This is a genomic window from Leadbettera azotonutricia ZAS-9, assembly GCF_000214355.1.
GTDB lineage: Bacteria > Spirochaetota > Spirochaetia > Treponematales > Breznakiellaceae > Leadbettera > Leadbettera azotonutricia.
Window position 1 is genome coordinate 3621619 of the sequence record NC_015577.1, and the last position, 21802, is coordinate 3643420.

Here is a 21802-nt window from a genome sequence, read left to right on the forward strand (position 1 = left end):
ATTTCGCTGGATACATTGGCGATAAAATCATTTTTTCTGTCTTTCCGGCATGGCGCGATACGGACCGAAAAACCGCCCTTCCCCTTGCAAAATTGCCCCTATACGTTTAAATGGAATCGTTCTATCATTGGATTTCAGGACAAAAAAGGGGGATTTTCATGGCTTTAGAGAAAAAAAAGAGGACCTTCAGTATTCTGTTCAAAATCGCAGGGGTGGCGTCAGGTTTGGTTTTAATAACCATAATTATTTTGGCGATTTTCAGCATACGGGACTTGCAGAAAATAAGCCTCGAAACTGCGACTACGATTGCCCGGAGCAAACTGTCCGGCGATATAAACGCTCTGCAGGATGTGATCGACCTCGAATACGGCCGGCTCAGAATGCAGGACGGAAAGCTCTGCGACTCCGATGGCAAGCCCCTGGATGGCCGCACTGAACTCATTGATGACATCTCCAAAGACCTGGGGGTGGTTGCCACCATCTTTGTAAAAGAAGGAAACGATTTTAAGCGCATCACAACCAGCATAGTGGATGATACCGGGAAGCGGGCTGTGGGAACCATGCTGGGAACCGGCAGCGCCGCCTATGGACCCATAACCCGGGGCGAATCCTATGTAGGAAATGCCGCGATCCTGGGCAAAGCCTATCTTGCGGCTTATCATCCGGTTTTCACTACCGGCGAAACAGGCAACGCTGGTGATATCATCGGGGTATACTTCATAGGGTTTGAATTGTCTGAAGTGCAGGATCTCATCAATACCGGGACCCGGACAGGAGTGATACAGATAGTCATCATTTCCGTAATCCTGCTTGTAGTTTCGGTGATACTCAACCTGTCCCTGTTCAAAGGCATTATCGTCAATCCCATCAACAAAATAGTGGCACAGCTCCAGCAGGTTTCTGAGGGGAACCTGACCCTAAAGCTCGACATCAAGAGCAATGATGAGTTTGGAAACATGGCCATCTACAGCAACCGCATGGTGGAAAACATGAAGAGCCTTGTAGGTTCAATTGTCACGCAGTCCAATAAGCTCCTCGAGATAGGCACCAGTCTGGCATCCAGCATGAACCAGACTGCGGCTGCAATACACGAAATAACTTCCAATACCGAAAGCATGAAAACCCAGGTGGTCAATCAGGCGGTAAGTGTGGATCAGTCTTCGACCTCTATGGAAGAGATCACCAAAAACATCGAAGAACTCAATGGGCATATCGGCCGACAGACCGGGGACATTGAACGTTCCTCCGCAGCAGTGGAAGAGATGCTTGCCAATATTTCCTCGGTTACCCGGACTTTGAATACAAACATGGATAATGTGCAGGAGCTTGCGGCAGCCTCGGAAAATGGCCACACTAGCATCATCGAGGTATCCCAGGATATCCAGGAAATTGCAAAAAACTCTGAGGGCTTAAAAGAGATCAACTCCGTGATAGCCAACATTGCCAGCCAGACCAACCTCCTTTCCATGAACGCAGCCATCGAGGCTGCCCATGCGGGCGAATCGGGCCGGGGTTTCGCAGTAGTGGCCGACGAGATACGCAAGTTGGCGGAAAGTTCCAATGTCCAGGCCAAGACCGTTTCCCAGGTGCTCAAAAAAATCCAAGCTTCAATACAGAAGATCACAGTTTCTACCAATGATGTGCTGATCAAATTCGGGAATATGGCAGAGGACATCAAAACCGTGACCAACCAGGAAGAGCAAGTAAAGGCCGCCATGGAGGAACAGAACGCAGGAAGCAAGCAGATCCTGGACGCTATCGGCGGCCTCCACGACAAGAACCAATCCGTTAAATCGGGCTCCACTGTCATGCTTGCCAAAAGCGCTGAAGTCATTGAAGAAAGCAAAAAGCTTGAGATGATCACTTCCGAGATAACCACCGGCATGGACGAAATGGCTGCGGGGGCGCGGGAAATCAACCAGGCTGTGCAGGAAGTGAATAAAATCAGCCTGGAAAACCGCGAAAGCATCCAGGCCCTGATTGCAGAGGTAACCAAATTTAAGGTTTAATGGGATCATATTGATTCTTGAAGAAGGCTTTCGTTTATGTCCCAGATAAGCTGGCTCTGGACTTACTTGAAGGGAAATCGGGCTCGCCTGACAGCGGGCTTTTTCCTTTCCGCAATCACCTCGGGGATGATCATCCTCAACCCCATGCTCTCGCAGCGGCTCATTGACGATGTGATAACCCCGGGGAATACCAAGCCCCTCATCCCCCTCCTGGCAACCATGCTCGTCATACAGGTTACCCGCCTTAGCCTGCGGTACATCATGCACAATTTCTGCTTCGAGTTTGAAAGCAATATAGCCATGACGATCCTCAGGCATGATATGTTCAAGATGGTTCAGGGCCAGGACTTCCGCTTTTTGGGGAAATTCCCTACAGGCAACCTCATGACCCGCATGACCCAGGACCTGGACAGGGTGCGCCATACGGTTGCCTGGGTGACCTTTATGTTTGTGGACTCGGTGGTGCTTTTTGCTGCCGCGTTCACCTTCCTGCTCTTTGTGAACTGGCAGCTTGCCCTCTGTTTGACCTCCATTACCCCCTTTATCCTCTGGATAAGCCACCGTTTCATGAAGATCATCAGGCCCCGCTTCGTGCTGCTCCGTGAAAAGCTCACCGATTTGGGGACTGTGGTTACCGAAAACATCGACGGCAACAGGGTGGTCAAGGCTTTTGCCCGGGAAGATCATGAAATCAGGAAATTTGAAGTCCATAACGCCGAATTCCGGGATGTAAGCTGCGAAAACGCCATCATTGCGGCCCGCTACAACCCGGCGCTTGAAGGGTTGAGCCAGCTTCTCCTGGTCATCACCCTGGTTGTCGGGGGGATCTTCCTGATAAGAGGCCAATTGACCGCAGGCCAGTATCTTTCGTTCTCTTCCCTTACCTGGGCTTTGGCAGGGCCCCTAAGGATGATGGCTGCCCTGCTTGCCGATATTGAACGGTACAACGCCACTGCCACCATGCTGAAGGAAGTGGTGGAAGCCCCCCAGGGCTACCATGACAGTCCCGATTCCCTGGAACTCAAGGAAAGGCCCGCAGGGGGGATAGAATTCAAGGATGTGAACCTCATCATCAACGGGAATTCCATACTGAAGGATGTGAGCTTTAAAGCCTGTCCAGGAGACACCATAGGCATCCTGGGCAGCACCGGCTCGGGCAAGACTTCGCTCATCAACCTCCTGACCCACTTCTATGAACCTACTTCAGGGGAGGTGCTGCTGGACGGGGTGGATGTGCGGAAGTACACTCTCTCGTCGCTGCGCCGCAACATAGGGCTTGCCATGCAGGATGTGTTCCTCTTTTCCGATGCGGTCAAGGGCAATATCGCCTACGGCAGGCCCGAACTGGACGAGGAATCGATTGTCAGGCGGGCAGTCCAGGCGGACGCCGATCATTTTATCAGGCAGATGGAAAAAGGCTACGAGACCCTGGTAGGCGAACGGGGAACGGGGCTTTCGGGGGGCCAAAAGCAGCGCATTGCCCTTGCCAGGGCTTTGGCAATTTCACCTGCCATCCTCATTCTTGACGACACCACTTCGGCGGTGGACAGCGAGACTGAACAGTACATACAGGATCAGCTGCGGAACCTGGACTTCCCCTGCACCAAGATCATCATAGCCCAGCGCATATCGTCATTCAGGGGGGCGAACCAAATTCTTGTCATGGACAAGGGCCGCATCGTGGAGCGGGGCCGCCATGAAGAGCTCCTCAAGAACAAGGGTTTCTACCATTATATCTGGAGCCTCCAATACAATGCCGGCACAGAAGCAGGATGGAACCGCGAAGCCGGGGGGGCAAACAATGAAGCGTAAAAAATTCGACCCCCAGAAAACCGCCCAGGGCCAGAACCGTTACGACGAAGACGAATACCTGGACGAGAAGGTCAGCCTCTTCAATATCAAGCGCTGCTTCGATTATCTTGCGAAGGTCAAGAACCACCTCACTACGGCTCTGCTTCTTTCGGTGGCGGGGAACCTTGCAAGCCTTGTAGGGCCCCTCTTTATACAGCGGGCTTTGGATGTGGCAGTCCCCAATAAGGACTACACCCTCCTCTTTCAGATGGCGGGCCTTTTGGGCGTTTCGATTCTGGTGTCCATAGCCCTGGGGGCAGTGCGGAACGTGCTCGTCGCAAAAGCCGGCGCCGGGATCATCCACGATATCAGGTCGGACCTCTTTGTGCATCTCCAGAGGCTGCCCTTCGCTTTTTATGATTCCAGGCCCCACGGAAAAATCTTTGTCCGGGTGGTGCCCTATGTGAACAGCGTTTCCGACGCACTTTCCAACGGCATCATCAACTTCATCATAGAAGTGCTGAATATCATCTTCATCATCTTCTTTATGTATAAGGTAAGCCCGAGCCTCGCGACTGTAACGATAATAGGCCTCCCTGTGCTTGCCCTCTTTATCTGGACCATCAAGCCCATTCAGAGACGGGCATGGCAGCGGGTGTCGAACAAGAACTCCAACCTCAATGCCTATATCCAGGAATCCATTGACGGCGTAAAAGTGACCCAGGCCTTTGACCGCCAGGACAGGAACATGGCGACTATGGAAAAGCTCACCGATGAACGCAACAAGGAATGGATGAGGGCCCAGTACATTTCCAATACTACCTGGTTCTCCACAGAGACGATTTCGCAGATCGTGTTCTCCTTTGTGTACATCATGGGCGCTTACTGGATGCACCCCATGGCAAGCTTCGGCATGCTCCTGGTAATGGGCAACTATGCCTGGCGCTTCTGGCAGCCCATCATCAACCTTGCAAATATCTACAACACTTTTATTACCGCCATGTCCTATCTGGATCGTATTTTTGATACCATCGCAGAACCGGTGAAGATCAAGGACGCCGAGGGGGCTGTGGAATTCCCCTTTGTCCGGGGCCATGTCGAATTCAAGGATGTGAGCTTTTCTTACGACGGCGCACGAAAAGTGCTTAACCACATTGACTTTGACGGCCACCCCGGCGAGAGCATCGCCATTGTCGGCCCCACAGGCGCGGGCAAGACCACCATCGTGAACCTCCTCTCACGCTTCTACAATATCGAAGAAGGCCAGGTCTGCATCGATGGCCAGGATATCATGAAAGTAACCCTGAAAAGCCTCCGCAGCCAGATGGGCATCATGCTCCAGGATAGTTTCCTTTTTACCGGCACTATTGCCGACAACATACGCTACGGCAAGCTCGACGCCACGGATGAAGAAATACGGGCCGCAGCAAAACTCATAGGCGCCGACAGTTTTATTGACAAGCTCCCCGACGGTTACAACACGAGGATCACCGAACGGGGCGGGGGCATATCCCAGGGCGAGCGCCAGCTTTTGGCTTTTACCCGCACCCTCATCTCCAATCCGCGCATCCTCATTCTGGACGAAGCTACCAGCAGTATTGATACGGGCACAGAACAACTGGTACAGGAAGGCATCAAGGTTTTGATGAAGGGCCGCTCCTCATTCATCATTGCCCACAGGCTTTCTACAATCCGGGACTGCACCAGGATCATGGTCGTCAACGAAGGCCGTATTATGGAAATCGGTTCACATGATGAACTTATGGCCCTGAAAGGCCAGTACTATGAGCTTTGCCGCGCGCAGTATGAATCGTAAACTTGAAGAGGGGATTGAAGCGCTCGGTTTAAGCCGGGACTTTCTCCCCCTTTTGTACAAATACCTGGAAGAGATAGAACTTTTTAATCCCGCCTACGGTCTCGTAAAAGTCAAAGACCAGGATGAATTAGTAGTAAAACACTTACTCGACAGTCTTGCGCCGGCGGGGATAATTTCAAAACTGGCGGAAAAAAACAGGAACACTCCAAAACCGAATGGTACTTCTTCTGCTCCGTTGATTGCCGATGCCGGTTCCGGCGCGGGCCTCCCTGGTATTCCGCTGGCTATTTGCCTGCCGAATGTACAATTTACGCTGATAGAACGCATGGGCCGCAGGGCAGGTTTTTTGCGGGACGCTATTGCAGTACTGGGACTGAGCAATGTTACGGTAGAAGAAGCAGAAATGGAAAAAGCCGAGCCTGCCCGCTTTGATATTATTGTGTTCCGCGCCTTCCGTCCCCTGGAACTGCCCATACTAAAAGGCTTGTTCCACCTCCTCAAGCCCGGCGGCGTACTGGCGGCTTACAAGGGAAGGCAGCAGGCGGTGGAAGAGGAGATGACAGGGGCGGAAAAACTGATGCCCGCTCTTGCGGGGAACTGGGAAAGCATACCCCTGGAAGTGCCTTTTCTTGAGGAGGAGAGGAGATTGGTGGTGATGAGGGCTTAATAATGAAAACAATACACGCCTTTAAGGGGCCCGCATGGTTTTATCGGCTTAAGACCATGCAGAGGCTTTGGTTCTTTTATGCTCTTTTTTTTCTTTTACCCCTTTCACTATGGACAGTGTTTTATTATTTTCAGCTCAATAAAAATATTTCCAACAAATACCGGAATTACTATAGAGAAATAGTGACTGACCGTTTTTCACTTTACAAAGATCGTATTAATGATATTGAGAGTTCCATAGAATTGTTCCAGCAGAATTATTATTTCCTTGATTATGTTGAAGACTGGAATATGTCGGTTGCTGAGCGGGTTGTTTCGTTTAACATCAATATAAGACCTCTTGTCGAGTATATGCTGTCCAGCAATGAATTACTTGATGATATTTTTATTTACAGCAGGCGTTCCAGGCGTATACCACCTTACTACTTTATTAACGAATGGGATAAAAATTTTATCGCACAGGATATCATCAATCCTTTGGGGTTGAAAGAAGCTCTCTGGCAATACCGTATCGACAGTGGCGGTCTATTCTATTGTTACCTGTCTGTTTTCAATAAAGATTTTTCATCCACTTTGGCGGATGTAGTACTCAGCGTGAACGCGTCAAAATTACTCGGTATGCTTTATATGGATATACCCGGCCTGCGGATTTTGATGGTGCAAGCCGGAAAAACATACATCCTTGGCAGGGAAGGAATTAATATTTTTTCCGGGGAGATAAAGTCAAACCATATACAGGAACTTGAACTGCCAGAATTCGGCGCTGTGCTGTATTTTTTTAACGACATATCTTTCTTTTCAAAAGAGGACATACCCGATATTTTGATTCCTGTATTTCTTTTGTTTGCTCTTCTCAGCTCTGTCATACTCGTCAGTTTCCGGCTGATCAACGATGCGTACCGGGCTGAGCTTCGGAGCCGTGATGCCCGTTATTATGCCCTCCAGGCCCAGCTCAATCCCCATTTCCTCCTCAATTCCCTAGAAAATATCAGAATGATAGCCCTCATGCAGCATGACGATGAAACTTCCGGCCTGATTTACAAACTGGCCCGGATCATGAGCTATAGTCTCAGGCAGAACAACCTTGTTTCATCTCTAGCTAAAGAGATTGAGAATTGTCGGAATTATCTTGAACTCTGCATTATGCGCATGGGGAATAATCTCAGTTTTACCATTCAATGTCCTGATGAGTTGAAAAATTTCAGATGTCCCAAATTTCTGCTCCAGCCCATTGTAGAAAATGCTGTGGAACATGCCTTTGATTTCCATTCTGGTAAAAAAATGATTTCAATAAGCGCAGACAAGAACAAAAAAGGAGTTGCCGTCTCGGTGGCGGATAACGGATGCGGAATGAATCCGGAACAGCTTGAAGGTTTGCGGGCTTCTCTCAGGGATTTCCACGAAAAAGACGGGGAAGAGCTGCCCGAGACGAGACACGGAATTGGCATCCTCAATGTCCACGAGCGAATAAAAATATTTTACGGTGATGAATATGGTATTGAGGTAGATAGTTCCGCCGGCGCCGGTACTGTTTTCACCTTAAAACTTGGGTCTCCCTGAAAACCGGTAAATTTGTCAGTGTTTTCTGAAATAGTGTCATCCCGGTGCTGTTGTTGCTATGATATAATTTTATGAACGGAGGAATGTTATATGGAAAATCAATATTTTGAATGCAGTAATAGAATAGTTTTTTCTGTTGGGGCTCAATGCGTCAACCTGGGGTTCCCCAGTCTTGAAATAGACGATGTTCCGGTATCGGGGAAAAATATCCTTTCGAAGACCGGGAGAATATCCGAAAGGGGGGTGGGATTTTTTCCCCTAAGCCTTACAGGCGCCGCGAAGGCAGAAATGGAAGTCCGTCTTTATCCGGGGTTTGTCCGCATCAGGTACCGGCTTGGAGGAAGCGGCGCACGGCTTACCAAGCCAACAAAAAAAGATGTTTTCTGCTATACCTGTTTTGAAATCCCTCCCCAGAGTAAAATCACCGAGGTGCAGCTTAATCAGTATACTAATCTCCGTCATACCTATCTTCCCCAGATCATGGAACGGCCCGAAACTGCATGGCTTGAAAAGACATCTTTCGCCGGTCCGGTACTGCTGGCGGAATACCAGGATCACATCCTGCTCTGTGCCTACGAACACGGTGGTGAATACACGGATAATTTCCTCGGCTTCACTGTTAACCAGGAAACCGGCGCTTATGCAATAAAACTCGAATGCTGCGAGGGTACCTATTGTAATGGAACCTATTTCAGCGATAGGGAACCCTATGTGACTCCTTGGTTTCAAATTGGCCTTTATAAGGGAAACAGCGCTGATATGCTCAAGCAATACCGGAATTTTATACTTCACGATATGCCGGAAAGCCCGGCGTCCAGGACGCCGTATATTTTTTACAATACCTGGAATAACCAGGAACGAAACAGGGCTTTCAGGGGACGGAAATACCTCCAGGATATGAGCACAAAAGAGATGCTGAAAGACATAGATGTGGCTCACAGTATCGGTATTGATGTATTCGTTCTTGACAGCGGCTGGTATAAAAGTACTGGCGATTGGGAGGTAGATCCGAACCGCTTCCCGGATAATTTAAAAGAAATTCGTGCTCATCTTGATAGCTATGGAATGAAGCTGGGACTTTGGTTTAATCCCACCGCCGCTGCGGTGAATTCTCAAATAAACAGGGAGCATCCTGAATACCGAAAACAAATTAATGGCGAAGACCATAATATTGGTCCTGTTTGGGAAACCGAAGAGAGTTACGGTATGTGTCTGGTTTCAGACTATGCCGATTGGTTTATAGAAAAACTGGTGAGCATGGGAGAGCGCTATGGCGTTCGTTACTTCAAATGGGACGGAGTAGATATGGGAGGCTGTACGGCTGATCACCATCATCATGGCGGCCCTGAATCAAGCCCCGAAGAACGTGAGCGGTATTTTCGCTTTCAGTGCGGCCTGGCTCTGACCAGAATCGCTTCCGAAGTGAGCAGACGTCTTCCGGGGGCTATTGTAGATCTGGATGTGACTGAAGGTGGACGCTATGTAGGCCTTGGATTCCTCACGGCAGGAAAATTTTTCCATATGAATAATGGCCCTTACTATCACGATTTAGATATCCCCAACGGACAAACCATCTACCGGGATAACTGGAATGTCTTTTTCTTTGCCGGTGCTGCCAGAAATCAAGTATGCCGTCAGTCCTTGGCCTATGACACTATTATTCCTTCAATACTGTTTCTTACCCACTTCCTGCCAGACGGTCCTTCCTGGGCCAGGCAACATGCGCTTGCGTCTCTCTGCCTGGGGGGCAACGGAATTTGGGGAGATCTCCAGTCCCTTACGGCTGAAGAAATTGAGGAGATGGCATCCACTATCAACCGGTATAAAAAGGTTGCCGGAGATGTAACCGAAGCTTATCCTCTGGTCAGAGGATTTAACGGCGCCAGCCCTGAAATCCATGAAAAAATAAACAGTAAAACCGGAAAAGGACTTGTAGCTGTCTTTACCCGTGAATCGGTGAATGAGATCTATGTAACTCAGCCGCTGACGCGGAATCCTATCATCACCGGCGCCGACAAATGGGAACGCCTCGGGGATGGCAGAATAAAGCTGTTCTTTTCGCTGGACAGGAACGAAGCCAGAATCGTATTCTTTGAATAATTAAATTCTGTAAATTTGTCGGTATTTTCTGGAATACTGTCGCTTTACAGATCCTCTAACCGATAGTAAAGTGAATTATCAGACTTATCATTTGGAGGAAAAAATGAAGAAACGAATTGTATTAATCACTGCCCTTGCTTTGGTAATAGGTTCCATGGTATATGCTGCAGGGCAAAAAGGCAGTTCCCAAGCACAGGCGGGAAGCAAGACAACGGAATTGTCAATGTTTGTAAACTTTTCCTGGTATCCGACCGATTCGTGGACCGGAATTATTCCTGAAGAGATTACTCGAAGAACCGGAGTCCATATTAATGTTACTAGAGCGGTTGACGGGCAGCAGCTCGGTCTCATGCTTGCATCAGGAGATTTGCCGGATCTGGTTTATACGGATGTCTTGTTGGAACGTCTTGCTGATGAATCTGTCTCCTATGCTTATAATAAACTAATTCAGCAGTACACTCCCGATTGGAAAGTTGACAATATGCTTGTTGCCAACGCGCGTCTGCATAATCAGAGTGGGGATAATAATTTTTATTTTATAAAGAATAATTTTAATACTCCCCAGGAATTTAAAGAAAAAGCTCACGGCCTTCAATTGGCGACTTTGATCACAAGAGGGGATATACAGGATGTATTGGGTAATCCTCCTTTGAATACTTTAAATGATTGGTCTAATCTTATGGCCACGGTAAAGGCAAAATACCCCAACCTGATTCCTTTTACATTTGCCAATTGGGGAACCCAACCATTTAAAATCGCACATGGGGTTCCCGATACTGATTTTGGAGAAGAAAATGGTAAGGCTTTCTATCATATCAACAGCCCCTACTACAAAGATTATCTCATCTACATGAATCAGTTTTATAGAAAGGGCTATATGCTTGCTGATAACTATTCTCTCTCGGCTACGGACGCTGAAGCTTTATTCTACAATGGGCAGACTTTTTCAAAATCCGGTGCGTCTGGCTTTGAACCTTACACCTCCGGGGTACAAGCTCAAAGAGTGGATCCCAAAGCATATTCGAATAATGTGTTAATTTTAAGTCCAAGATCAAAATATTACCGTGTGAGTACCGGATGGGCCGGTATAGCTATCACAAAAAAATCCAAAAACCCTGAAGCGGCGATTAAATTTATGCAGTTTATGTGGACTATGGAAGGGGCACGATTGGCCAACTGGGGCCGCGAAGGGATTGAATGGACTATGGGATCAAACAATATGCCGGTTTTCAGTAAAGAATGGAATGACGCCTACGCGGATACTCCGGTATTTGATAAAAAATATAATGGTAATTGGTATTTTTCTGCTGATGCCATTACCGAATTTGACGGCCGCGCAGCCGCCTTACCTCCTGAGTACCTGGAATCGTACCAGAAAATGATGCCCTATGCCTACATTTGTCCCTGGTTAGGAGCAGCTATGCCTCAATCGGGAAGCGCCGAACGGGATATCTTTAATAAACTCATTGATATGGTGAAAAGCACGGAAACAAAGTGTATTCTAGCGGAGAATGACACGGAATTTAATAGATATTACAATGAACTTATGAGCAACGCGAAAACAATAGGGGTTGATAAGCTTGAAGTTTATGTGAATGCCCAATTACCCAAATACCGTGCCATGTATCAATAAATAAAGGTTCGAGCATGAACAACAGTATGAAAAATACTGAAAAACCCTGGTGGAAACGTTTATGGGTCCAGCGGGGCTTGCAGGCTTTTGTCTTTGTGGGTATCGCGTACCTTTTTGTCTTTAACGTGATACCCATGGTGGGCCTTATCATCGCTTTTAAAAACTATCATATCCAGAACGGCTTGTTAGGGATGTTTACCGGTGAATGGGTGGGGTTTAAGTATTTTATAGAATTTTTCCATGAATATAATTTCTCGCAAATTTTGCGGAATACCGTGGTCATTAGTTTGTTAAAGCTTATTTTCGGTTTTCCCGTTCCCATCATTCTTGCAATAGCCCTGAATGAAGTACACAACCGCAAAATAAAACGGGTAATACAGACCGCCAGTTACCTTCCTTATTTCATTTCATGGGTTATTGTATCGGGGTTTTGCGTCATTTTTTTGAATACCCGTAATGGTGCGATTAATAGCGTACTTGTAGGCCTCGGTATCCTTGAAAAGCCCGGTAATTTTCTCGGCGGACCCGATTTTTTCTGGACTCTGGCAGTAATTACCGATGTCTGGAAAAGCATGGGCTGGTGGGCTATTTTATTTCTGGCGGCGATTAGCGGCATAGATCCTACTCTCTACGAAGCGGCCATTGTTGACGGCGCCGGAAGGATGTCAAGGATTTGGAATATTACCATTCCCGCCATACTCCCCATAATTACAGTGATGATGATTCTCAATATAGGCGGTCTTTTTAACGGGAACTTTGATCAGAGTTTTCTCCTGGGAAATACCGGTAACAGGGATACTTCTGACATTATCGGGACTTATGTATTTCGTGTCGGCCTTAGTGAGGGACGTTTTGATTACGCTACGGCAGTTGGCATGATCCAGTCCTTAATGTCGGTACTGTTGGTATTTGGGAGCAACAAGCTGTCAAAAAAACTGACAGGCAGCAGCCTTTATTAAGGAAGTATGAATAATGGGAAAAAGAACCATAAGAAAAACCAGAGAAGACTATATCATTAATTTTGTTATCTATTTATTTCTTGGAATTATATTTTTTGTAACCGCTTATCCTTTTTATCTCTCTATAATACTTTCATTTAATGAAGGGATAGATGCCGCCAATGGGGGCATTTACTTTTTTCCCCGGAAATTCACCTTAAGTAACTACCAAGGTTTTCTTACTGATGAGAAATGGATTTTGGCTATCGGGGTAACCACTGTCCGTACCCTACTGGGTACCATTGTAACTACCTTGTTTACCTGTGTTGTGGCCTATGGCCTTGCCCAGGAAAACCTTGTAGGTCGCAAAGTGTATATGACCATAACAATACTCTGCCTGTATTTTTCAGGAGGTCTTATCCCTTATTACATGGTCTTGAGATCTCTTCACCTTATTAATTCTTTCCTTGTGTACATCGTCCCCTCGGCGTTGAACCTGTTTTACGCTCTGGTGGCAATTTCATTTTTTCAAAACCTTCCCAAAGAATTGCATGAATCGGCTCATATTGACGGTGCAGGAGAAATTCCAATTTTTTTCAAAATTATTCTTCCGCTCTCAAAACCTCTCTTAGCAACCATTGCTATTTTTACCGGTGTGGGGCACTGGAATTCCTGGTTTGATTCGGCATTTTTTGTTCAAAACAAGAATCTCCGTACCCTTGGGTATCTTTTGATGGAAGTAATTAACCGAAGCAATTTAAATACCCGGTCTCAAGCATCAATTATGGCCGTAACATCCAATATTGTTCTTACCCCTATGGCCGTACAAGTAACTGCCATGGTAATTGCTGCCTTCCCCATAATGATCATTTATCCTTTTTTACAAAAATACTTTATCACCGGCCTTACAGTGGGTTCGGTAAAGGGGTAAACTAACATCCATGCGGGTATTGATCCTGGATGATGAATCCAACATTGTGAAGGGACTTTCCTTCATGATCAATAAATTTAATCTGCCACATTGCGAAATATTTCCCATGACTAATCAGGAAGAAGCTTTGGTGCTATATCAGGAAAAACCGGCGGATATTATCCTGGTTGATATTTCTATGCCTGGTATGTCAGGGCTTCAATTTATAGAAAAGGCGCTGCAAATCGCCCCTTGCCGCTTTGTCGTTCTTTCAGGCTATAGCGATTTCAATTATGCTCAACAGGCAATACATCTTGGTGTAAAGGAATATTTGATAAAACCTGTGGACGAGAATGATCTTAACCGTATACTCTCGGAAGTTTTCAAGGAACTTTACCATATTGCTCCTGAAGACTTTATTGACATTTCATCATTGGCTCAATTTAATGATGCCTATAATTCTGAAATAGGCAGACAAAAGTTTTCGAAACACATGCAGGAAATTATTAATTATATCAATGACAATCTCGGAGGTGATGTTTCCATCACCAGGCTGGGAGACATTACCGGACTCAACCCTAATTACATCTCTTCCCTCTTTATCAAGGAAATGAATATAGGGCTTCACAAATATGTGGAATCCCTGAGATTAATGAAGGCCATGCAGATGCTTAAGGAAGACGGGAATGTTACCATGGGCAAGATAGCAACAGCCCTCGGCTATTTCAATGAACGCCAATTTTTCAGGATGTTCAAAAAATACACCGGTAAAAGCCCGGGAGAGTTCCGCAATTCAGAATAAACAGACAAAGAAATACATTTGGTGATAAGGGTTTAAGGCGCCTGTCCGGCAAGCCACTGAAGGGTATTAAGTTGTATAACCCCCTCATGGTTTACGTTGGGCATATACTCGTCCAGGGTAAGCAGGTATTTAGGATGGTTGTCGGGAATTTTCCGCAAGGCCTCAAGCTCTCAGTTTAGGGTATCAGGGTCAAGAACCGTTGCTTGGTAATAGGCGATCCCTCCCCTCAGATTCGGCATCGCCTTCGGTGATAAAATCAATTTCCCTAATAGTGAAGTTATAAACGCAGATCACTCATTCTATGATGCTTATTCCTTCTTTTTTGGCCAGCATAAGTAACGGGTGATCGAGTGTCAACAAAGTTGCCCCCGTTCTTCGGGCAAGGGATAAATAGAGCATGTCATAAGCGGAATAATCCAATCGTATTGCTTCATTACGGGCTTCTATATTGTTTTCCCTTATGGGGATAAATTCGTCAACCAGTCCTTCTGCTATTTCCAGCAGTTCACTGCATTGTTCCCGCTTTATAAAATTTCCCTTGTAGTATTTTCTTATAACATTGGCAACTTCGATTCTAAAAAACTCGGAGCTAACTACTTTTTCTGACTTTTCTATCGCTTCACTGAAATCAATTCCTTTTCCTTGTTGTAAGACAATGGCTATTGCGGCATTGCTATCCAATACAACAATCTATCCCTATCCTCCCGTATTAGTTTTTCCGGATCAGGGAAAGTATCTACATCCTTTAGATTTAATTTTTTAATTCTATGCAATACAGATTTTCGGCGCAATTTTCTTTCCTGCGTAAGATTTAAAGCATTTTTCAAGAGGACTATCGTTTGCTGAGAAATGCTCCGGTTTTCAATTTCTGCCATTTGTGAGATTGTTTCATAAAGTTCCTGTGGACAATCCCTTACCTGTAATAATGGCATATCAAGCTCCTTTGCCTGCATATATTTCAATAATATATGCGTTTTGCATACAATGTCAAGAAAAAAGAGAGTCTGATAGGTACGTAACGGACAAAATGCGCTTTTTTCCCTCTGTTTTGCAGGTTTGTCCCATTTTTCTACTATATGTATAAGTGATAATTCATCAATAGAAGCTGTTTTTATAAGCCTCGTCAAACATGGCGACTATGTTCTGAGGGGGTACATTCCCCATAATGTTGTGAACCTGGTTAAAGACAAAGCCGCCGCCCGGTTTGAAGATGGTACTCAATTCTTTTACGTTTTTTCTAACCGTATCTTCATCCTTGAAGCCCAGTATATTCTGGGTATTGCAGCCTCCGCCCCAGAAAGTAAGCTTGCCGCCGAATTTCGCTTTCAGCTCTGCAGGGTCCATATCGGAGGCGGAAATCTGCACCGGGTTGAGTATGTCCAGTTCTGCCTCAATGAGACCCGGGATCAGGGGCTTTATGCTGCCGCAGCAATGAAGGAACAGTTTGATATTTGAATTCTCATGAACGATGTGATTAAATTCTTTCATGTAGGGCATGACAAATTGCTCGAAACAGTCGGGCGAAAAGAAAGGCCCCGACTGCATTCCCATATCGGCGTTGATTTCGATGCAGCCTATATGCTCACCGCCGTATTTGAGGATGCGGAAAAATTTCTCGATTTGGCTTTTCAGGCGGGCCTTGTTCTCGGCTATCACCTTGTCGGGGTCGGTAAGCATATCGCAGGCCATTTCGAGGCCTGTAAAAAAGGCGCTGAACTCTCCCATGAGGCAGGTGAATTTGTCAGTTTCCTGATAGATACGTTCGGCCTCATGGCAGAAATACTCAAGGTTTTCCTCATCAGGATAATCCTTTGCCTGAATCCAGCTGCCGTCAAAAAAGAAGCCGTCCAGGGGCATACGCATTTTTTCGCTTCCCCTGCGAACCACAAAATAATCACCTTCAATCTCCGGAGTCCACTGTTCAGGAATGAGAAAACGATAGTCATCGCGGGCATTCCATTCCTTGAGTTTCTTATACGGGGGGTTGAGGAGCACTGTATCGCAATGGAACTTTTCGAGTATGTCATCGTCCACCCTCGCGAGCATCTGCACGGTGTCCGCAAGCTGTATCCTGTCGAGGGATAGGCCCAAATATTTACGAAGATTGTAATAGGCGAATATGGAGATGCCCGTAGAAAAATGAATTCCCAAATCAATGGGATAGCGATCCGCTTCCTCATGGTTCAGGGCTTTATAGATTCTTTCACGGCTGGTGAGAGTTTCTTTCATGGCTTATCCTTAAAGCAATAAAATAGCACAGCAAATATCAAAAGACAACTGGACTTTTCTCCGGAGAGTGGTATAATGTATGCTTCAGGGGGAGCCATGAAAGACAGACTCAGTTCAAAGGAAAGGCTCAAGATAACTATAACCAACGGTATACCCTTTTCGAGGCCTACTGCAAGGCAGTGGAATATTTCGACAGAGACGGCTGGAACGTGGATGGCTTTTCTGGATATGCTGGTCAACGAAACCGAACTCAACTGCGTGAATCCTTTGGAAGAACCTCCCATGGGGATGTGAATCTGGCGCTGGTGAAGAAGCTCTACGGCAGCCGCATAGCCCTTATGGGCAACCTCCCCACCACCAGCGTGATGCTTAAGGGGAGCGCGGAAGATGTGGAAAAAGCCGCCCGGAAGGCCATTGATGACGCCGGCGCCGGAGGTGGGTTTCTCCTTTCCACCGGCGATCAGTGCGGACGGGATACACCGGAGGCAAATATCTTCAAGCTGGTAGAGGTTGCAAGAACCTACGGAAAGTATTAAACAGTTGACAGCAATCATGCTATAATTTTAACGGGGGTATCAAATGTACAAAGGATTTTCGTCGGGTATGCTTGGATTCGGTGGGCGCAAGATAGAGGAAGATATTCCTCTGGCCGTGAAATACGGCTATGGGGGCATCATCATCGATATAGTGGAGGAATCGAAAAAAGATCCTGCCCAGTTCAACGATCTTCTTGCAAAAAACAAATTGAAAAACGGCGGTTTCGGCCTGCCGGTCGAATTCCGTCAATCGGAAGAAAAATTCGAAGAAGGCTTAAAAAAATTCCCGGCCTGCTGCGAATTCGCCCAAAAAACAGGAGCTCTGCGCTGCATCACCTGGCTTAGTCCGGCCAGTGATACTCTCGACTATAAAAGCAATTTTGAGCTTCACAAGACAAGGCTTGCAAAGGCCGCAAAAATTCTGGAAAATCACGGTATACGCTTCGGCCTGGAATTTGTAGGCCCCCCAAGTTCCCGAAAAGGAAAAAAATATGAATTCATTCACAATCTGGCAACCCTGGATGAATTGCTTGACGCCATCGGGGCCTCCAATATGGGATACCTTATGGATGTTTATCATTGGGATCTGGCAGGCCAGAGTTACAAGGACTTCAAAAAAATCCCGGGCAAGGAATGGGTCGTAATGGCTCACATAAACGATGCGCCCGCCGGTCTTGCGCCGGAGGATCAGCAGGATTTGGAAAGGGAGCTGCCCGGCGCTACCGGTGTACTCAAAATCGGAGACTTCATGAAAGGCTTGCAGGATTTAAAATATGACGGCCCCGTTTATGTGGAACCTTTCTACAAGCCATTCAAAACCATGGCCTTCGAGGATGCCCTCAAAATGTCCACTGCAGCAATGGACAAGATTTGGACAAAATGGGAATAAAATTGGAAAAATCTGAATATTGCGATAGTTCGGAGTAAATTCGAATTTTACTATAGGGGGTCCCTTTCCTTGATGAATGCCTTGTAAAAGAGTATACTAAATCCATACATGTATATCTATGATTTCATGCAACCCCGAATGGTTCCCCGATAATTGCGGGCGTTGCACCCCACGATTTTACTGAAGTATTCACTGAATATCTTGTAAGAATTGTAGCCGACTTGTTCTGCAATTTCATAGTGTCTGAGATCCGATTTTTCCAGCAGCTCTTTGGTTTTTTCAATTCGAATAATGTGGAGCCATGCATTAAAACCTTTGCCCGTTTTACTTTTAAGAAGCCGGGTAAGGTAACTGGGAGAAATATAAAGTGCAGCAGCTACGTCAGCCAGAGAAAGATCAGAAGCGCAATTATTAGTGATAAAATTAAGGGCATTCCTTATTTGAGCGCCATATTTTGAATAATCATTGTTCACCATGGAAAAAATCGCATCTCGAATCATATTAGGCGTATAGACACCGGCAAACAATTCCTTAAGCCGAATATAAAATTCAGTGTTATCGCTAAATACCTGAATAGACCGGGCGATGTCCAGAAATATCTCCTGAAAAACCAGCTTATCGGGCTTTATGCTGGCAAGCTGCCGGAAAAGAGAATCAATCTCTTCAGAAAGAGTAGAAAAATTGCCACTTCTAACATTTTGTACAATATTACGCTCAAAGGCAAGAAATTTCTGTTCTGGTTGAGAAATACCGCCATAGCTTTGGTATTCATTGTTCTTTTTGGTTTTATTGTAGGATACCTGATATCACGGTTCAGGTTCAGAGGGCGTAAATTTATTTACACTCTCTTTATGATGGGCATGATGGTTCCTATGCATGCGCTATTGATACCTATCTACATATTATTCAGTAAATCAGGACTCACCAACCACTGGTTTACCATTGCTTTCCCCAATGTGGCTTTTGGACTTCCCATGGCAATTTTTCTGATAGAAAGCTATATAGGGACCATTCCCAAGAAACTTGAAGAGGCGGCAATAATAGATGGCCCAGGGTTTTCAATGACGATGTTTACGATCATCTTCCCCCGTATGATGACAACCATGGTTATAGCGATGTTTCCGGCCATATTGATCTATTTTTTTTTCCAAAAAAATAATCCAAGGGATGATGTCCGGAGCAATTAAAGGCTGATGGTTTTGTAGCAGTATTTATAGGGGATTAATAATTTCAATGGAAGTACATCATGGATGTTTGCCACCGGGATCTGGCGGACCGGAGTTACAAGGACTTTTCCACTTCCCAATTTATTAATTATGTGTTATAAAGATTTAATTGAAACATGTATTATTGGTTATCATACTGGCATTGGTTTCTGCTGCCTGCCAGAAAATAGGAGTAAACCATGAAACTTTCACTTACAAAAGACTGGAAATTATTATACCGTGATTTGTCGGTTACCGAAAATCAGGCGCTGGATGTCCTTGAAGCCAAGGACTTTATCGATGCGGGCAGCCTGCCCTGTGACGCCCATGTGCCCCTTATCAAAGCCGGGGTCATACAGGACCCGGTGGTTGCGGATTATAGTTACGCCTGTGAATGGATGGAAAGGAAATCCTGGTGGTACCGCCGTGATTTCGAAGTAGCCGAAAAAGATCTTGCCTGCCGCGCCGCGCGGCTTGTTATTGAAAGCCTGGATCTTTTTGCTCATATTTTCATCAATGGAAGGCTTGTGGGAACACATCAGAGCTGCCATTTCCCCTATGTTCAGGATATAGCCAAATACCTTCATGCAGGGAAAAACTCCCTCCTGGTACGCCTGAGTATGGGGCCCGAGGGCGTGACCAAGGGTGATTACGATTACCTCGCTGATTACATCTGCACTGAATATGACGGCGGCAGAGGAGACCGGGGAGAAAAGGCTCGGGCCTTCCTCCGCAAGCCCCAGTATGTTTACGGCTGGGACTGGGGTCCCCGGGTGGGAACTGTAGGGATAATGAAGGACGCCTGGATAGATTTTCTGGGGGATGCCGTAATTACCCATGTACAGCCCATTACGATGGAAGCCAAAAAAGACGCAAAACTGCGTTTCGAGGTTGAGTTTGAAAGCCTCCTCCCCATATCAACCCAGGAAGCCTGGCTTACCCTGGATGTCAAGCTTGAAGGGAAAGCGGTATATACCGAAATCCGCAATGTCCTGGCTTTGTCGGGTACGAATTATGTTGATTTCGCGGTAACACTGCCGGATGCAAAATTGTGGTGGCCCAGCGGTGCAGGAGCCCAGCCCCTTTACACCGCCGAAGTTAGTATTAAAACTGCTAAAACAAAAACTAAAAGCGATCCGGTAAAATTCGGCATCAGAACCGTAGAACTCAACCTGGAAAAATACGGCGACAACGATCACCGCTTTGCTGTCCGGGTCAATGGTATTGACATTTACTGTAAAGGCGGCGACTGGATTCCCGCAGATTCCATATACGCCAGGGTAAGCTCCGCAAAATACCGTACCCTGATTGCAGAAGCAAAAGAATGTAACTTTAATATGCTGCGTATTTGGGGCGGCGGCCTTTACGAGCAGGATGAATTCTACAATCTCTGCGACGAGATGGGTATACTGCTCTGGCACGACTTTATGTTTGCCTGTACCCTTGTACCTGATAATCAGGAGTGGTATCTGGAATTGGTCAGAAAAGAAATCGACTACCAGACCAAACGGCTCAGGCGGCATCCTTCCCTGGCCCTGTGGTGCGGAAATAACGAAAATCCCATGATATTCGAAAATTACTTAAAAGCCGATGCCAAAGACCGGTTCTCAGGCGGCCTTCACATTTACAATGAACTTATCCCATCCCTTATCAGATCAAACTGTCCCGAAATCCCCTACTGGCCTTCTTCACCTTACGGCGGCAAGAACCCCAATGACAACGAAGTTGGAGACCGGCACCATTGGGGAGACTGTACCATGAATCCCGATATGGAAAAACGTATAACACCGGAAGCTTACGATCTGGTTACATCCCGTTTTGTTACCGAATACGGATACATAGGTCCCTGTTCCGAAGCTACCATTAAAAAGTATTACGGCAAGAACCCGATGGTTCACAATGATAAAATCTGGAACCTCCATAACAATACTTTTGAAAAAGCCACGGTTCCCGAGGGGATACGCAAACACTATATCGATCCCGAGGGGCTTGAGCTTAAGGATTACCTCCAGTACGCACGGCTCGTGCAGGGTCTTATGTACTCTTATTCCCTTGAAGCAATCCGTTTCTATCCCAAAAATGACGGTTCCCTTTTCTGGATGTACAACGATACCTGGGGCGAAGTTGGTTGGACTATTATCGATTATTACCTTGACCGCAAGCCTTCTTATTATTATGTGAAACGCGCCTTTGAGCCCACCAAATTTATCCTGCGGGCTGCTAAAGACAAAGTACGGGTCATGGGAATAAACGATACGACAAAAGAGAAAAGCGTAGAACTGGAATACGGTTACGCCGGTTTTGATGGGAAGTTTGACAAAGCTAAAAAGACTGTGCTGCTGCCGGCCTTTAGCAAAGGTATTGTGCTGGAATTTTCCAAACCCAAGGGGGATGTCAAAAAAGGCGTCATTTATGCCCGGGCAAAGGATGCTCCCCTGGCGATCCTGCGGACAGGACCGTTCCGCAATTATGCTGCTGCTGATAGTTCTGTAACAGTCACCAAATTCGAAACCAAGGGAAAAGACATCCAGGTTACCCTTCAGAGTTCAGGTTACAGTCACGCCGTTTCACTGGGGCTTCCGGCGGACATTCACCTTGACGACGAGTATTTCGACATGCTCCCCGGTGATGTACATACGGTAACAATCAGGGATGCAGCCGGTAAGCTGGAGAAAACTGGCGTCAAACCGAGATTTTTGAAACCTGGCAAAAAGTAGA

At 46.4% G+C, this 21802-nt stretch carries 20 protein-coding genes; 15 read left to right on the forward strand and 5 right to left on the reverse strand.

What is annotated here, in order from left to right; all coding sequences use genetic code 11:
- Positions 1–158: 158 nt before the first annotated feature.
- From TREAZ_RS16020 to TREAZ_RS17580, 10 genes are all read left to right on the forward strand, one after another.
- Positions 159–2009, forward strand: coding sequence for a methyl-accepting chemotaxis protein (locus TREAZ_RS16020; protein WP_015712947.1), 1851 nt, complete (start codon positions 159–161; stop codon positions 2007–2009).
- Between the two features lie 36 nt (positions 2010–2045).
- Positions 2046–3821: an ABC transporter ATP-binding protein gene (locus tag TREAZ_RS16025; RefSeq protein WP_015712948.1), complete on the forward strand. Its 1776-nt coding sequence runs from the start codon at positions 2046–2048 to the stop codon at positions 3819–3821.
- Positions 3811–5616, forward strand: coding sequence for an ABC transporter ATP-binding protein (locus tag TREAZ_RS16030; protein WP_015712949.1), 1806 nt, complete (start codon positions 3811–3813; stop codon positions 5614–5616). Before TREAZ_RS16025 ends, TREAZ_RS16030 begins: the two co-directional genes overlap by 11 nt.
- Complete coding sequence (gene rsmG / locus TREAZ_RS16035; RefSeq protein WP_148257835.1) at positions 5606–6283, forward strand: 16S rRNA (guanine(527)-N(7))-methyltransferase RsmG; 678 nt, start codon at positions 5606–5608, stop codon at positions 6281–6283. The genes TREAZ_RS16030 and rsmG overlap by 11 nt, the downstream gene beginning before the upstream one ends.
- A 2-nt stretch (positions 6284–6285) precedes the next feature.
- The gene (locus TREAZ_RS16040) at positions 6286–7842 is read left to right on the forward strand and encodes a sensor histidine kinase (protein WP_015712951.1); all 1557 of its coding nucleotides are present in this window, start codon (positions 6286–6288) and stop codon (positions 7840–7842) included.
- A gap of 90 nt (positions 7843–7932) precedes the next feature.
- Positions 7933–9942, forward strand: coding sequence for an alpha-galactosidase (locus TREAZ_RS16045; protein WP_015712952.1), 2010 nt, complete (start codon positions 7933–7935; stop codon positions 9940–9942).
- A 103-nt stretch (positions 9943–10045) separates the two neighbouring features.
- A complete protein-coding gene (locus tag TREAZ_RS16050; protein ID WP_043923158.1) occupies positions 10046–11575 on the forward strand; it encodes an extracellular solute-binding protein in 1530 nt (509 codons plus the stop codon).
- A gap of 26 nt (positions 11576–11601) precedes the next feature.
- Complete coding sequence (locus TREAZ_RS16055) at positions 11602–12534, forward strand: ABC transporter permease (protein WP_201764777.1); 933 nt, start codon at positions 11602–11604, stop codon at positions 12532–12534.
- Between the two features lie 13 nt (positions 12535–12547).
- Entirely contained in the window at positions 12548–13444 is an 897-nt protein-coding gene (locus TREAZ_RS18655; protein ID WP_015712955.1) for a carbohydrate ABC transporter permease, read from the forward strand.
- A 10-nt stretch (positions 13445–13454) separates the two neighbouring features.
- Positions 13455–14225, forward strand: a complete 771-nt coding sequence (locus TREAZ_RS17580; protein ID WP_015712956.1) for a response regulator — start codon at positions 13455–13457, stop codon at positions 14223–14225.
- 32 nt (positions 14226–14257) lie between these two features.
- Here TREAZ_RS17580 and TREAZ_RS18660 read toward each other — a convergent pair whose 3' ends face one another.
- The 4 genes from TREAZ_RS18660 to TREAZ_RS16080 all read right to left on the reverse strand — a co-directional run bounded on the left by TREAZ_RS18660 (position 14258) and on the right by TREAZ_RS16080 (position 16454).
- The gene (locus TREAZ_RS18660) at positions 14258–14383 is read right to left on the reverse strand and encodes a hypothetical protein (RefSeq protein ID WP_280990955.1); all 126 of its coding nucleotides are present in this window, start codon (positions 14381–14383) and stop codon (positions 14258–14260) included.
- A gap of 136 nt (positions 14384–14519) precedes the next feature.
- On the reverse strand, positions 14520–14906 hold the full coding sequence (locus tag TREAZ_RS16070) for a type II toxin-antitoxin system VapC family toxin (RefSeq protein WP_015712957.1): 387 nt from the start codon (positions 14904–14906) through the stop codon (positions 14520–14522).
- The gene (locus tag TREAZ_RS18555) at positions 14885–15352 is read right to left on the reverse strand and encodes a hypothetical protein (protein WP_245535053.1); all 468 of its coding nucleotides are present in this window, start codon (positions 15350–15352) and stop codon (positions 14885–14887) included. The genes TREAZ_RS16070 and TREAZ_RS18555 overlap by 22 nt, the downstream gene beginning before the upstream one ends.
- Entirely contained in the window at positions 15321–16454 is a 1134-nt protein-coding gene (locus tag TREAZ_RS16080) for a uroporphyrinogen decarboxylase family protein (RefSeq protein WP_015712959.1), read from the reverse strand. Before TREAZ_RS16080 ends, TREAZ_RS18555 begins: the two co-directional genes overlap by 32 nt.
- Positions 16455–16550: 96 nt before the next feature.
- On the opposite strand from TREAZ_RS16080, the gene TREAZ_RS16085 reads away from it, so the two are divergent.
- From TREAZ_RS16085 to TREAZ_RS16095, 3 genes are read left to right on the forward strand one after another with little or no spacing between them, the layout of a single operon-like run.
- Positions 16551–16748, forward strand: a complete 198-nt coding sequence (locus tag TREAZ_RS16085) for a hypothetical protein (RefSeq protein ID WP_148257836.1) — start codon at positions 16551–16553, stop codon at positions 16746–16748.
- Positions 16745–16990: a uroporphyrinogen decarboxylase family protein gene (locus TREAZ_RS16090; RefSeq protein ID WP_015712961.1), complete on the forward strand. Its 246-nt coding sequence runs from the start codon at positions 16745–16747 to the stop codon at positions 16988–16990. Before TREAZ_RS16085 ends, TREAZ_RS16090 begins: the two co-directional genes overlap by 4 nt.
- A gap of 43 nt (positions 16991–17033) precedes the next feature.
- Positions 17034–17879, forward strand: a complete 846-nt coding sequence (locus TREAZ_RS16095; protein WP_015712962.1) for a sugar phosphate isomerase/epimerase family protein — start codon at positions 17034–17036, stop codon at positions 17877–17879.
- A 116-nt stretch (positions 17880–17995) separates the two neighbouring features.
- Here the strand turns inward: TREAZ_RS16095 and TREAZ_RS16100 are convergent, their stop codons facing one another.
- On the reverse strand, positions 17996–18406 hold the full coding sequence (locus tag TREAZ_RS16100) for a helix-turn-helix domain-containing protein (RefSeq protein WP_148257837.1): 411 nt from the start codon (positions 18404–18406) through the stop codon (positions 17996–17998).
- Between the two features lie 234 nt (positions 18407–18640).
- Between TREAZ_RS16100 and TREAZ_RS18300 the strand changes: the two genes are divergently transcribed.
- Both TREAZ_RS18300 and TREAZ_RS16110 read left to right on the forward strand, forming a co-directional pair.
- The gene (locus tag TREAZ_RS18300; RefSeq protein ID WP_245535132.1) at positions 18641–19066 is read left to right on the forward strand and encodes an ABC transporter permease subunit; all 426 of its coding nucleotides are present in this window, start codon (positions 18641–18643) and stop codon (positions 19064–19066) included.
- Between the two features lie 218 nt (positions 19067–19284).
- Positions 19285–21801: a glycoside hydrolase family 2 protein gene (locus TREAZ_RS16110; RefSeq protein ID WP_015712965.1), complete on the forward strand. Its 2517-nt coding sequence runs from the start codon at positions 19285–19287 to the stop codon at positions 21799–21801.
- Position 21802: the final 1 nt, after the last annotated feature.